We start from the raw sequence: 13,264 nt of genomic DNA, 5'->3' as shown, positions 1-13,264 counted from the left end.
AGTGGCGCGCTGCCCATCAGGCTCCACCTCCGCCGCGACGCGCCGTTTTCATCATGTGCGCAAAGTCGAAAACGGGTGTCTCGGGTGTGTACTCGCCGGTCAGCTGGAGCGAGAGGTAGCGTCCGGCGCTGCGCAAGTATTCCTGGTCCTCCTCCGCTGCCATGCGCTGCGCGAGTCCAAGCGCGGGCCTGGCCTTGTCCCCGAGGAACGTGAGCGAATTGATGGCGTACAGGCGCACCTGCCAGGGCAGGTCTTCCCCGGCTAGCGACACCAGCGCCGGAACCGCGGCCTCATCTTCTCCCAGCCGCGCCAGCGCCTCGGCAGCGACGATGCGCACATGCGGGCTTTCGTCACCGGCCAGGGCGGCCTGCAGCGCCGCCTTGGCCGGCTCAGCGTCCTCGCCGATCAGCAGCAGGCCCATCGCGCCCCAATAGCGCAGCACTTCCACCTTGGTATCCAGCAGCGCGGCGAACTCGTCTCGCGCGCGCGCGTCTCTCCGGGCGGCCTTGGCACCCACCTCCATCAGCTGCCGGAGCGGGTACAGTGCCGGGTCGCGGCTCGCCGCATAGCCTTCGCCGGCCATCGTCTCGGGCAAGAAGCCGTTGTCGTGAATGGCGATCATTTGCTCGTCGAGCGCGGCTGACAGCTTGGCGAGCATGTCGGCATGCGCTGCCTTGCCGGCCAAGTCGTTGACCTGGTCGGGGTCGCTTTCAAGATCGTAGAGCTCCTCGTACGGCTTGGTGTGGAAGAAGCGATCCTGCACGGGATTGAGCCGGCCCGCCAGATGCTCGCGCTCCCAGGATTGATAACCCTTCGCGAGCCATTCGAAGGCCCCGTGTTGCCCCCATGGGCGATGCGGCATGTAATTGCGAATGTAGCGCCAGCGCCCGTCGGTCGCGGTACGGGTAAAGTCGATCCGCTCGTCCATCCGGTTGCGCATGCCGAAAGCGTATGGCTGCGGCCCCGGACTCGCCGGTCCGAGGAGGGCATGTCCGCGCATCTGTGGCGGCTGGCTGATACCGGCAAGCGAGAGCAAAGTGGGCGCCAGGTCGATGAGACTGACGGGCGCCGCAATCTCGCTTCCCGGCCCCGCGGGCATCCAGTGCCGCCACTTCTCGGGTACGCGAACCACCATCGCGCAGCGCAGCCCCTCATCGTAGCAGTAGCGCTTGGAGCGAGGCAGGACCCCGCCATTGTCGGAATAGTAGAAGACGATGGTGTCTTCCGCGAGTCCGGCCGCCTCGAGCTCGGCGAGTTTCTCGCCCACCTGCCCGTCCATCTGCTCCACCAGGTTGTAATAGGTGGCGTAGTCGCGGCGAATGTCGGGCGTGTCGGGGAGGTAGGCCGGCAGCCGTACCATGTCTGGCGTCACTCGCCCGTCGACCGGCTGGAAGATCCGCGATTCATGCGAGACCATGAAGTTGAACACGCTCATGAACGGTTGCCCGTCGGGACGGTTCTTCCAGTGCGCTTCGTCACCCTGCTCATCCCAGATCGTATTCGGATCGACCGTGCAGTTGTAATCGGTCTTGGCGTTGTTGGTGCAGAACCAGCCCGCTGCCCGCAGCAGCTCGGGATAGGTGCGGAACTCGGCTGGCAGCACCGCCTCGGCCCGCATCTGGTGCGCAGGCGAGCAGCTTTCGGGATAGACTCCGGTCAAAATGCCGAAGCGCGATGGCGCGCAGACCGGCGCATTCGAATAGACATTGCGATAAAGCAAGCCCTCGGCCGCCAGCCCGTCGATCGTCGGCGTGTGCGCTATCGGGTCGCCGTAGCAGCCGATGAAGGGATTGTTGTCTTCGCTCACCAGCCACAGGATGTTGGGGCGGGGCGCGTCGCTAGCGGGGACCTGCGCGCGCGCGGCGCCGGCCGCCGCCAGCCCGGCAAAGGTGCACAGCGCGCGGCGGCGCGAAAGCGGTAAGGCATTGCGGGCGCTCACTCTCCGCCCTCCTTTTCCGCCTGCTCGATCACCTCGCGCAGTGGCGGCGTGGGGATCAGCGCACGCCCCTCGGCATGCGCCGCAGTCTTCGCTGGGCTGTCGGGAATGATGCCGTCGAAGCGATCGCCTGGATTGGCCCCTATGTACCAGTCGTCGGGAAAATCGGCCGCGCGGGTGCCGCCGGCCAGGCGTCGCACCGCGCCGATAGACTGGCGCTGCATGTAAGGGATCATGTGCTTCCCGTCCGCGTTGGTGAGCTCCGCGAACAGCGCAGCGCGAAGCTCCTGCTTGGTCGCGTCGAACGCGCTGTCGTCGGCCAGATTGTGCATTTCATCCGGATCGGTTGCGAGGTTGTAGAGTTCGTCGCGATCGTAAACGCCGTAGTACTGAATATACTTCATGTTGTCGCGCGTGATGGCGAACGTGGTGGGCGTGTGCGGGAAATTGTATTCCCAGTAATACTCGTAGATGAAATCGCCCGGCTTCCATTTGCTCGCGGGCAGTGCGCCGTCCCATAGCTGCCACGCGCTGGTGCCCTCGAACTGAGGCGGTGGGGCGACGCCCGCGCTGGCAAGAAAGGTGGGGGCGAAGTCAAGATTCCGGACGCGCCCCTCGTTCACCGCGCCCGCCGGGACGGTGCCGGGCTCCCACACCAGCAGCGGCACGCGGACCGATGCCTCGTAGGCGTTGCGCTTGTCGATCAGCCCGTGCTCCCCGATCTGGAAGCCGTTGTCGGAGGTGAACACGACCAGCGTATCCTCTTCGAGGCCGTGCTCGCGCAGATACGCCATGATGCGCCCGAGGCTGTCGTCCACCGCCGACAGGGCGCCGTAGTAGTATTTCAGATAGTCGCCCATCGGGATGTCGGCGTTGTAGAAGAAGTCGATCCCGTGCCAGGTGTTGCGCTGGTCGTAGACCCAGCGCGGCTTGCCCGCATAGTTTTCGGGCGTGTTGGCCGCGCTGGCGGGCAAGGGGAAGGTGGCGTCGGCGTATTGCCCCGCGTGGCGCGGCGGGGGCAGCGGGTCCGAATGGACGGCTTTGTGGCTGAGGTAGAGAAAGAAGGGCTTGTCCTGTTCGCGCCCGTGTTCCAGCCAGTCGAGCGCGTAGTCGGTCAGTTCGTCGGTGATGTAACCCTTTTGCGGGACATGCTCCCCGTCGACATTGAGCATCGTACCCTCGCCACCCGTCGACGGATCGGCCGGCCAGTAGCTGCCCTGGCCGCGGAAGCTGATCCAGCGGTCGAAGCCGGGCCGCGGCGTGTCGGTGTCGTCGCCCATGTGCCACTTGCCGACGAAGGCGGTCTGGTAGCCGGCCTGTTGCAGGTAGCGGGGGAAGAAGGTCAGGCCCTCCTCGCTCGAGTTGTTGTTGTCCACCACCAGATGATTGCGCGGGCTCATGCCGGTCAGGATGGTCGCGCGGCTGGGCGAACATAGCGAGGAGGTGACGACCGCGTTGGGAAAGTATGTCCCCTCGCGCGCCATGCGGTCGATATTGGGCGTCGAGAGTTGCGGCTGGAGAAACCCCATGCCGTCATAACGCAGGTCGTCCACCAGCACGAAGATGATGTTTCGCGGGCCCTGCTGGACGGGGGAGCTGGCCGGAGCGCTATCCTGTGCCGCCGCCGGCGTGAACGGCGCCAGCGGCAATGCGAGGGCAATCGCGGCGGCGCTCAGGAGGGTTGTTCGCAAACAAGACATCACACGCACTCTCCTAGTAGACCATCTCGGTGCGATGGCCGTTGATCGTCACTTCTGTCGTCGTGCGGAGCGGCCAGCGAGGCGGCGGCAGGCTCGCGCGCCAGTCCTCGATCGCCTTGGTGAGCGCCGCGCGGGTGGCCGGGTCGGTGGTGGAAAGGTCGTTGCTCTCCGCGATGTCCTGCGACAGGTCGTAGAGCGCGGTCTCGTCCCAATCTTCGCTGCGCCACAATTTCATCGGGCCGAGCCGCGCAGCGTAGACCGGCTCCTGACCAAAGACGAGCAGGCGCGGCTCTGCCGGAGCGTGCGTGGCGCTGGCGACGAGGCTCCTGCCTGTTACGCCCGACGGCAGGGGAGCACCGGCGTCCATCGCGCCCAGAACCGTGGGCACGATGTCGATCGCGCTGACCGGCGTGTCGACGATGCCCTGCGGCCGCATGCCCGCAGGCCAGCTCATCACGAAGGGCACGCGCACGCCGCCCTCCAGATAGGTAAACTTGCCCGCGCCCCACGGGTGGTCGGGATTGCAGAAGCCGAAGCGCTCCGGGCAGCCATTGTCCGAAAGGAATACGACGATGGTGTTGTCGAACACGCCCTTGGTCTCGAGCGTGTCGAGGATCTGGCCGACCCCGTCGTCCATCGCGGCGATCATCGCCAAATAGGTGCGGCGCACCGGATCCTTGATATGGGCGAAGCGATCGTACCATTCCTGCGGCACCTGCATCGGCCAGTGCGGCGCGTTGTAGGCGACATAGGCGAAAAACGGCGCATCGCCGTCCGCGGCGCGACCGATGAAGTCGATGGCGTGATCGGTGATTTCGTATGTGAGGTACTTGTCGAAATTGTGCACCACCCGCGCTTCGGGCCCTTCCACGATGACCCCATTGCCGCGACGCTGGTCGAGCGAATACTTCTCGTTGCGCGTCGGCGTGGTCACGATGCCGGGCGTATCCGGATCAACGTAGACGGTCTCTCCCGCCAGGAAGCCGAAGAACTCGTCGAAGCCGCGATTGGTCGGGTAGAACTGCGGCTCGGCCCCCTGGTGCCACTTGCCGATCGCAGCTGTTCGGTAGCCCAGCGGCTTGAGGCGCGAAGCCAGCGTGGGCTGGTCCACCGGCAGGCCTGCGCCTTCGTTGCCCTGGTCATTGATGTTGTAGGTGAAGCCGAAGGTCTGCGGCATCTTTCCTGTCAGCAAGGCAGCGCGCGAAACTGCGCACACCGAGGCCGCGACATAGCCGTCCGAGAAGGCGACCCCGGCCTTCGCGATCCGGTCGATGTTGGGAGTGGGAACGTCAGCGCGCCCGTAGGTGGAGACATCGGCCCAGTCGAGGTCGTCGACCAGGATCACCACTACGTTGGGTCGCTGCGCAACGGGCGCTTCGGCTCGCGGGGGGGAAGCAGGCGGGTGGGCGGCGCAGGCCGAGAGGCCGAGCGCCGCCGTGCCGACTAGAAGCGTGCACAGGGTGGGGCGCAGCATGCTCATGCGCCCGGATACCGGCCGCAACCCGCCACCGTCGCGGGGAGCGCCGGATCGACCGATGCCTGCCCTGCGCACCAGGGATAGCGTTCCTGATCGAGCTCGCCGTCGGGCGTCTCGTCGAGCAGCTTGCGCAGCGCTGCGTAGTGCTTCGCCGCCTCGCCACGCCGGGCTCTGGCCGCGATCTCGGTCTCGGTGCCGGATATGTCGTCCATCTCGACGAACCGGCCATCACCATAGAGCTTGTAGTCGGCGTCGAAAGCGAAGCGAACCGGCTCGAACTGCCAGCGCGGCGCATAGTGCATGAAGATTGAGTCGCGCGCGCTTTCCTGCCGCCCCTGCATCACCCGCCATTGACTGACGCCGTCTGGTGTATCCTCGGGCCGGCCGGCGATGTCGGCGAAAGTGGGCAGCATGTCAGCGAAGTCGACCAGCGCCTTGCTCACCGCGCCCTCGGGGATTGTCCCGGGCGCCCAGACGATAAGTGGCACGTGGGTGCCGTTTATCGTGGGTGTGCCCTTGCCGCCGCGAACCTGATGCCCGTCGCGCACCGAGGTGATCGCCTGGCTCGTGCCATTGTCGCCGGTGAAGATGACGATCGTGTTCTTGTCGAGTCCGGTTGCACGAAGCTTGTCCATGACGTTGCCGACCATGGTGTCCATGTAAGTGACCATGCCGGCGAAGCGATCCTGCGCGCCCTTGGCGGCCGAAGAATCGGGCGTCGGCACGAACGGGTCATGGGTCAGCACCAGCGAGTGATACAGGAAGAAGGGCTCGGCCTTGTGCCGCTCGATGAAGTCGAGCGCGAAGGCGTTGTCGTAATCCGGCCCGAAGCCTTCCTCGTTGATTCTGGTGCGCCCGTCTTCGGCGCGGGTCGGGCCCCAGTAGCGCGATCCTTTTGAGTCGAGCGCCTTCAATTGCCAGAGGTAGCTCTCGTCGAAGCCGGCTTGCTCCGGCGTGATGCCCACGCGGCCGTCGAAGCCGTTGCCCATCAGCTGCCACTTGCCGACCATGCCCGTGGCATAGCCGGCATCCTGCAACATGTTGCCGAAAGTGCGCTGGCCCGGCGCAAGGTAGCCGAATGCCTCGTAGTTCCGCCAGTTCTCCAGGCCGGTCATGATCCGCACGCGCGAGGGCGAGCACAGCGGCATCGCGTGAGCGTTGGTGAAGCGGGTGCCTTCGGCGGCAAGGCGGTCCAGATTGGGCGTGTGATAGCCGCCGCCATAGGCATTGACGGCTTCAACCCCGAAATCATCCGCCAGGATGAGGATGATGTTCGGCGGGCCATCCGTACGCGGTGGCGGCACGGGGGCGGGGGCGCCGGCTCCCCGGCTGGCCGGCGGCGCAGCAGCTGCACCCTGCTGCGCGAAGGCGGCAGGCGAGGCCAGCGCAAGCGCACCGGCGCTCAGCGCAAAGGTCGCGCAGCGCCCGAGAAAGCGGGCGTGATTCAGGCGTGAGGTCATCTTGGAGATGCTCCGTAGCTACGGTTGGCGTTGGCCTCGCTTTCGTCGAAGCTCTCTCGCGAACGAAAGGCCTCGGGCGCTTCGGCAAGGGCGGGGGTCGAATGGCGGCGCGCTTCGCGCCACCATAATGCCTTCAGCTCCTCGAGCTTCTCGGGCATGGCGGCGGCGAGGTCGCGGCTTTCGGTCGGGTCGCTGGCGAGATCGTACAGCTGCCAGCGATCCTCGGCGAAGTCAGTGCCGTTCAGGTGCACGGCCAGCGCGCGCCAGTCGCCCATCGTAATCGCCCGATTGCCGCGCAGTTCGAAGTACTGGACATTGCGCGGCGCCGGCGCGCTGGCTGAGCGCACGGTTGAAAGGATCGAGTGGCCGGCGACCGGGATTTCCTCACGCCCGTTCACGCTGTCCGGGAACGAAGTGCCCGCCGCATCCGCAAGCGTAGGAGCAATGTCCACCGCATCGATATACTGGTGCCGGATGGCGCCGGGGTCATCGACCTCGCGCGGCCAGGAGAGGATCAGCGACGTGCGTACGCCACCGAGGTAGGGCCACAGTTTGTAACGCTTGTAGGGCGTCGAGCCGAGCATGGCCCAGGGGCGCTGGTACTCCGACTGCGTCTTGTCGGTGCCCAGTTCGTCAATCCGCTCCAGCATCTCGGCAGCCGTCATCGTCTCGGGGCGGTAGAGGTGCTGGAAGCTGCCATTCTGCCCGGCTTCCGAGGCCGCGCCATTGTCCGAAACGACGACGATCAGCGTGTTGTCGAAGCGGCCGGTGCGCTTCAGATGGTCGACGAGGCGCCCGATTTGCTCGTCCGCGTGGGTCAGGAACCCCGCATAGACCTGCATGAAGCGGGCGAACACGGCACGCTCTGTGTCGGTCAGGTCGTCCCAGGCCCGGTCCCCCGGGTTGCGCGGCGAAAGCTGCGCTTGCTGCGGTATGATCCCGAGCGCCTTTTGCCTGGCAAGGCGCTCTTCGCGCAGCTTGTCCCAGCCCTTGGCATAGACGCCGTCATAGGCATGGATGTATTTCGCGGGCACCTGGATAGGCGCATGCGCCGCGCCGTAGGCGAGGTAGACGAAACGCGGCTTGTCGCTCGCCTGGTCGAGCGCGGCGATTGCGCGATCAGTGATGTCCACCGAGAAATGGTAACCGTCGCGGTCGGGCTCGGGGAGGCGCGCATTCCCCTCGATCAGCTTCGGATGGTACTGGTCCGTCCAGCCCAGAAAGAACCCATAGAACTCGTCGAAGCCGCGCTGCAGCGGCCACGAGGCGTTGTTGCCGGGTGAGCCGTCCTCGTTCTCGGGCGCCAGGTGCCACTTGCCGAAGCCGCGAGTCGCATACCCGGCGCGCTGCAACACCTGGGCAATGGTGCTGGCGTTCTGCGGCAACTCGCCGCGGTCGCGAGTGAGGTCTTGCGGATCGACCTGCCGGGCAGGAAGATCCGCCATGCGCACGGTCTGCGGATTGCGTCCCGTCAGGAGCGCCGCTCGGGTAGGAGAGCACACCGCCTTGGTGTCGAAGCGATTGTAGCGCAGGCCGGCCGCGGCAAGCGCATCTATATTCGGCGTGCGAATTTCCGAGCCGAATGAGCCGATGTCGGAGAAACCCACGTCGTCGAGCACAATCAAGACGATGTCGGGAGGCAGGGCAGCGCCGCCGGACGATTGCGCGAGGTTACCCGTATGTGCGCAGCCGGCCAGAGCGAATCCGCCAGCTGCCACCAGCAAGGTTAGGCGCGTCCGTCCCATTTTTTCCATCCCCTCCCGCATCGGGCGACCCGAGCGGTGCCATCAGGCATTTTGTGGAACATACGATAATCATGTTGGCACCGTTGTCAAATTGGGCTGACAACGGTGTCTAATTGTGGTTTTATAGGAATGAAGACGCGGCGCACACGATTGCACCGCGCTCAGGGGAAGGGGATATATCAATGAACAAATCCATGATTAGGCTGCTTTTTCTGTCCAGCGCGCTGGTTGCTGTGCCGGCTAATGCTCAGAACCGTCAGTCGCCGCTCGACGAGGCCGCGCAGGAACAGGGCGAGGGCAGTGCTGAGCTCGGCGGCGGGCAGATCATCGTAACTGCGCAGAAGCGCAGCGAACGTCTGCAGGACGTGCCTCTGGCGATTACTGCCGTAACGGGTGCCGCGCTGGAGGCGCGCAACATCACCGACACCAAGAACCTCGTGCAGGTCGCTCCCTCGCTTTCCTTCGGCCAAGGCAACAATCCGAACAATTCCAGTTTTCGCATTCGCGGCATCGGTACTTCGGTATTCGGCGTCGGCAGTGAGTCGTCGGTCTCGGTTGTGGTCGACGGAGTCGTGATGGCGCGCGCGGCGCAGGGTTTCACCGATCTTGCCGACATCGAGCGGATCGAGGTGCTGCGCGGGCCGCAGGGCACGTTGTTCGGCAAGAACGCGACCGGCGGCGTCATCAGCGTCGTTACCGCCCGCCCGACCGACTACGTCAGCGGCAAGGTGCGTGCCACCATCGCCGAGCATGACGAATACCATATCAACGGCACAGTGGCCGGTCCGGTATCCGACAATATCGGGGCGCGGATCACCGCCTATTACAACGATGACAAGGGCATCTACGACAACCTCGCAAACGGCGACCGGGTGAATGCCACCCAGTCATGGGGCTTGCGCGGCAAGCTTGAGTTCGACATCGGCGATCTCAACCTTCTCGCCTCGGCCAGCTACAACGAGATTGATAGCAATTGCTGCCAGTCGGCCCTGGTGCGATCGGACAGCGCGATCCTCGATCAGCTCGTTGCCCCGGTGGTGGCGCGCCCGTTCAACACGGATGTCTCCTCCAACGGCAACGCTGTCTCCAACACGGATCTGGCGATCTACTCGCTCGAGGCGAACTACGACTTGGGCTGGGGTTCGATCACGTCCATCACCGCTTACCAGAAGTACAACTTCCTTGGCGGCTTCGATGTCGACGGTATCAACACTCCGGAACCGATCTACACCGGCGGCGCCGGTACCGCGCCGTTCTACGCGCAGTTCGACATCAACTCCGGACCCTTCGATATCGGTCAGTTCTCGCAAGAATTGCGGATCGCGTCGGCAGGCGACCAGGCGTTCAACTATGTTGCCGGCGTCTATTACGACAACACCAAGATCAACCGTTCCTTTGGCCGCCGGATCGTCAACTGCCCGACCAGCGATCCGCTCAACCAGGGGCTGGCGATTGGTGTCATCTGCCCGGCGCCCGTCGGGACCTCGGGCAGCGCTACGTCGCACCTGGAGCAGGAGCAGATCGCCGCGTTCGGCCAGGTCGACTTCACCATCGTGGGCGGCCTCAAGGCACTAGCGGGCATCAGGGTCCAGCATCAGAGCATGTGGGTGGAGGGCGCGCAGGACATCGGCCCGATCGTGCCAGGCGATGTGCCCATGTTCACCGGCGCAACGCTCACCAGCGGCCGGACCGATGCCAAGGACGATGCGGTGACCGGCCGTGCTGGCCTGCAATACGAGTTCAGCCCCGATGCGCAGGCCTATGCGACCTACAGCCGCGGCTACAAGGGCCAAAGCCTCGGGACCGAGTTCAACCAGACCTTCAACAACAACCCGGTGGTGGAGCCCGAGACGGTCAACGCCTACGAGGTCGGCTTCAAGGCCAGCACGACCGACAATCTGCTGTCGGTTTCGCTCGCCGGCTTCATTGCCGACTACAAGAACCTGCAGGTGCAGGCGAACAGGTCGGACAACTCGACCGGCACTTTCCTGTTCGTCGTGACCAATGCCGGCACGGCGAGCACCAAGGGCGTCGAACTCGAGGCGACCGTGCGGCCCACCGAGGGCTTCTCTGTGCACCTCGGCGCCGCCTACATCCATGGCCGCTTCGACGCCGACGGCCTGGCCTGCCCGCTGCAGCAGCGCTTGGGCGTGCCGGTGGTGCCGAGCACCAATGTGCCGGCTAACACTTGCGTGCGCGTGCAGAGCCTGGACTCCTCGGGCAACGTCATCGCCACTTCCGGCGCGACGCAATATGTCAGAGACGGCAAGCTGCCCAACACGCCCGAGTTCCGCTTCTCGCTCAACCCGCATTACGAGCTGGATGTGAGCGCAGACCATGTGGCCTATGTCGACGCCATCATCGACTACCAGTCGAAGGTGAACTTCTCGCTCGAGCAGGATCCGCTCACCTACCAGGACGGCTTCGCAACTGTCGATCTCACCGTAGGAGTACGGCCGATCGGCACCGGGTTCAGCGCCTCGATCTTCGTCAAGAACCTGTTCGACAAGCAGTACTATACCGGCCTCGGCCATGCTTCGACGGCCACGGCGCAGAACGTCACCCCCAACAACCTGCTCGGCTATACGCCCAAGGCCGCCTTCCGCTATTTCGGCGCGACCGTCGGCTACTCGTTCTGACCTACCCGTGCGGGGCCGCCACCATGTGCCGGCCCCGCGCCACCCGCGCGGAGTAATTCCATGAAGACTATCCATACAGCCGCTCTGGCCGGAATCGCGTTCGCCCTGTCGATCCCGGTCGCCATCGCTGCGCAGGAGGACGCCGGCGAGGCGGCGAGCGCGAAGGCTGCCGCTACGCTTGCGCAGATGACGCAGGAGGAGAAGACCGTCCTCACGCACGGCATCATGCCGCTGCCCATCGGCCCCAATCCGCCACCCGTACCGCCCGAGGCGCTGCCGGGGGCTGGCTATGTCCCAGGGATTCCCCGCCTAGGTGTGCCGGCGCTGCTGGAGACCGATGCGAGCCTCGGCGTCTCCTACGTATTCGGCCTGCGCGGCGACGGCGCGACTGCGCTTCCCTCGGGGCTGGCGCAGGCGTCGACCTTCAACCCCGAACTCATCGAGCAGGGCGGGGCGATGATCGGCGGCGAAGCGCGTGCCAAGGGTTTCAACGTCCTGCTTGCGGGCGGCGTCAACCTGATGCGCGACCCGCGAAACGGGCGCAATTTCGAGTATCTCGGTGAAGATCCGCTGCTCGCCGGCACACTTGTCGGCCACGCGATTCGCGGCATTCAGTCGAACAACATCATCTCGACCATCAAGCACTTCGCGCTCAACGGACAGGAGACGGCGCGCAAGTTCGTCGACTCGACCATCACGCCCGCGGCTGCGCACGAGAGCGATTTTCTCGCCTTCAAGATCGGCATCGAGATTGGCAATCCCGGTTCGGTCATGTGCGCCTACAACAGGGTCAACGGCGAGCAGGCCTGCGCGAGCGACTGGCTGCTGAACGACGTGCTCAAGACCGAGTGGGGCTATAAGGGCTTCGTCATGTCCGATTGGGGCGCCGTGCCCGGGCTCGAGGCGGCGCTCAACGGGCTCGACCAGCAGTCGGGCGCGCAGCTCGATGCGGCGGTCTTCTTCGACGAGCCACTCGCTACCGCCGCCCGCTCCGACCCCGCCTACGCGCGCCGGCTCGACGACATGAACGAGCGCATCCTGTGGGCGATCTACGATAACGGGCTCGACACCAACCCGGTCCGCCCGGGCGGCGCGATCGACTTCGAAGCCAATGCCGCCATTGCGGGCGAAGTGACCGAGCAGGGCATTGTGCTCCTGCGCAACGAGGGCGGCGCGCTTCCGCTGGCCGCCGAGGCCGGGCGTATCCTTGTGGTGGGGGGCTATGCGGACGCGGGCGTGCTCTCGGGTGCCGGCTCGAGCCAGGTGCAGGGCGAGGGCGGCCCGGCCGTCTCGATCCCTCTGGGTGGCGGCTCGGATTTTGCGCCGTTCTTCGTCGAGACCTATCACAGCTCAAGCCCGCTCGACGCGATCCGCGCCTCAGCGCCTGATGCCGACGTGGTCTACCGCAACGGTCGCTACCTCTCGGAGGCGGTCGCACAGGCGCGCCAGGCCGACGTGGTGATCGTCTTTGCCACCCAGTGGTCTACCGAAGGCTTCGACCAGCCCGATCTGTCGTTGCCGAATGGCCAGGACGCGCTGATCGCCGCCGTGGCGGAGGCCAACCCCAAGACCATCGTCGTGCTCGAGACGGGCGGCCCCGTACTGATGCCGTGGCTCGATCGCACTGCGGCGGTGGTGGAAGCGTGGTATGCTGGAGCGCGGGGCGGACCTGCCATCGCCGACGTGCTGTTCGGCAAGGTCAATCCCTCCGGCCATCTGCCGATCACCTTTCCCGCCAGCCTGGAACAGCTGCCGCGCCCGGTGCTCGACGGCATGGGCCGTTTCGAGCCAAACTTCTCGGGCGCCAGCGCCAATCCCGACGACGAACTCGCGGCCGATTATAACATCGAGGGCTCGGACCTGGGCTATCGCTGGAACGCGCGCCAAGGCCACGAGGCGCTGTTCCCGTTCGGCTTCGGCCTCAGCTACACCACCTTCGCGACCGACGGGCTCAACACCGACGGACGCACAGCGAGCTTCAGCGTGCGCAACACCGGCGACAAGGCCGGCGCCGACGTCACGCAACTCTATCTCGTGCGGCGCGGCGGCGAAGTGAAGCAGCGCCTCGTCGGTTTCGCGCGGGTCGACCTGGAGCCCGGTGCGAGCCGCAAGGTCGAGCTGACCATCGACCAGCGCCTGCTCGCCGACTGGCGCGACGGCGAATGGGTCATGCCCGCAGGGAGCTACGAATTCGCGCTGGGCGAGGATGCCGAACGCCTGGGTCCTGTCACCACTGTGGATTTGCCCGGCCGCAGGTGGCCGCAGTGATCGCCAAACCGGCCTGATACCTGCATACCAACGTGAGCT

The 13,264-nt window shown here is 65.5% G+C and carries 7 protein-coding genes; 2 read left to right on the top strand and 5 right to left on the bottom strand.

Annotated features, from left to right (window positions below; translation table 11 throughout):
• Positions 1 to 16 precede the first annotated feature (16 nt).
• The 5 genes from AEB_RS17185 to AEB_RS17165 are packed head-to-tail and all read right to left on the bottom strand — an operon-like array spanning position 17 to position 8,318.
• Positions 17 to 1,939, bottom strand: a complete 1,923-nt coding sequence (locus tag AEB_RS17185; protein ID WP_119084222.1) for a sulfatase-like hydrolase/transferase — start codon at positions 1,937 to 1,939, stop codon at positions 17 to 19.
• The gene (locus AEB_RS17180; protein WP_119084221.1) at positions 1,936 to 3,636 is read right to left on the bottom strand and encodes a sulfatase family protein; all 1,701 of its coding nucleotides are present in this window, start codon (positions 3,634 to 3,636) and stop codon (positions 1,936 to 1,938) included. Before AEB_RS17180 ends, AEB_RS17185 begins: the two co-directional genes overlap by 4 nt.
• 13 nt (positions 3,637 to 3,649) lie before the next feature.
• On the bottom strand, positions 3,650 to 5,110 hold the full coding sequence (locus AEB_RS17175) for a sulfatase family protein (protein WP_231958808.1): 1,461 nt from the start codon (positions 5,108 to 5,110) through the stop codon (positions 3,650 to 3,652).
• 2 nt (positions 5,111 to 5,112) lie between these two features.
• Positions 5,113 to 6,573 carry a sulfatase-like hydrolase/transferase gene (locus AEB_RS17170; protein ID WP_119084219.1) on the bottom strand — a complete coding sequence of 487 codons (1,461 nt, stop codon included), beginning with the start codon at positions 6,571 to 6,573 and terminating at the stop codon, positions 5,113 to 5,115.
• A complete protein-coding gene (locus AEB_RS17165; protein ID WP_119084735.1) occupies positions 6,570 to 8,318 on the bottom strand; it encodes an arylsulfatase in 1,749 nt (582 codons plus the stop codon). Before AEB_RS17165 ends, AEB_RS17170 begins: the two co-directional genes overlap by 4 nt.
• A gap of 182 nt (positions 8,319 to 8,500) precedes the next feature.
• Here AEB_RS17165 and AEB_RS17160 point away from each other — a divergent pair, with 182 nt between their 5' ends.
• Both AEB_RS17160 and AEB_RS17155 read left to right on the top strand, forming a co-directional pair.
• On the top strand, positions 8,501 to 10,957 hold the full coding sequence (locus AEB_RS17160; protein ID WP_119084218.1) for a TonB-dependent receptor: 2,457 nt from the start codon (positions 8,501 to 8,503) through the stop codon (positions 10,955 to 10,957).
• Between the two features lie 60 nt (positions 10,958 to 11,017).
• On the top strand, positions 11,018 to 13,225 hold the full coding sequence (locus tag AEB_RS17155) for a beta-glucosidase family protein (protein WP_119084217.1): 2,208 nt from the start codon (positions 11,018 to 11,020) through the stop codon (positions 13,223 to 13,225).
• Positions 13,226 to 13,264: the final 39 nt, after the last annotated feature.

This window comes from Altererythrobacter sp. B11 (assembly GCF_003569745.1).
Classification (GTDB): Bacteria; Pseudomonadota; Alphaproteobacteria; order Sphingomonadales; family Sphingomonadaceae; genus Croceibacterium_C.
This window is presented reverse-complemented; position numbering and strand designations above follow the sequence as displayed.

Excerpts from the sequence above, each read along its gene's own strand:
- AEB_RS17180 (WP_119084221.1), bottom strand. The coding sequence starts at position 3,636 with ATGTCTTGTTTGCGAACAACCCTCCTGAGCGCCGCCGCGATTGCCCTC.
- AEB_RS17175 (WP_231958808.1), bottom strand. The coding sequence starts at position 5,110 with ATGCTGCGCCCCACCCTGTGCACGCTTCTAGTCGGCACGGCGGCGCTC.
- AEB_RS17170 (WP_119084219.1), bottom strand. The coding sequence starts at position 6,573 with ATGACCTCACGCCTGAATCACGCCCGCTTTCTCGGGCGCTGCGCGACC.
- AEB_RS17165 (WP_119084735.1), bottom strand. The coding sequence starts at position 8,318 with ATGGGACGGACGCGCCTAACCTTGCTGGTGGCAGCTGGCGGATTCGCT.
- AEB_RS17160 (WP_119084218.1), top strand. The coding sequence starts at position 8,501 with ATGAACAAATCCATGATTAGGCTGCTTTTTCTGTCCAGCGCGCTGGTT.
- AEB_RS17155 (WP_119084217.1), top strand. The coding sequence starts at position 11,018 with ATGAAGACTATCCATACAGCCGCTCTGGCCGGAATCGCGTTCGCCCTG.